This is a genomic window from Haloferax sp. Atlit-6N (assembly GCF_003383195.1).
Lineage (GTDB): Archaea > Halobacteriota > Halobacteria > Halobacteriales > Haloferacaceae > Haloferax > Haloferax gibbonsii.
This window is the reverse complement of the sequence record NZ_QEQJ01000245.1, coordinates 1-489: the sequence shown is the minus strand read 5'-3', so window position 1 is coordinate 489 and position 489 is coordinate 1. Positions and strand designations below refer to the sequence as shown.

Below are 489 nucleotides of genomic sequence, written 5' to 3'. Positions count from 1 at the left end.
CACGAGTTCGCCGAGTCCGAAAACCGGCTCACCTCGCCGCTGATCCGCGGCGACGACGGGGCGCTGCGGGAGGCCTCTTGGGGAGAAGCACTCGATCTCGTCGCAGCGCAGTTCCGCGAGATCTGCGACGAGCACGGCCGCGACGCCGTATCCGCGCTGGCGTCCTCGAAGGGATCGAACGAGGAGGCGTATCTCGTCCAGAAGTTCGCCCGGCAGGTGCTCGGCACAAAGAACGTCGACAACTGCGCCCGACTCTGTCACTCCTCGACCGTCGCTGCCCTCCAGCAGACCGTTGGGTACGGTGCGATGACGAACCGCATTAACGAGGACATCGGCGAGGCAGACGCCTACCTCATCACGGGGTCGAACACGACCGAGTCGCATCCGGTGCTCGCAACCCGAATCAAGCGCAACGTCCGCGACGGGGCCTCGCTCACAGTCTTCGACCCGCGACGAATCGGCGTCGCCGAGCACGCCGACCACTACTGC

General features: G+C 66.1%; 1 protein-coding gene. It reads left to right on the top strand.

The genetic code is table 11. The features are described from left to right. Positions 1 to 489 (top strand): molybdopterin-dependent oxidoreductase (locus tag DEQ92_RS22190; RefSeq protein ID WP_147299584.1); only part of this gene is annotated, 489 nt, incomplete at both ends.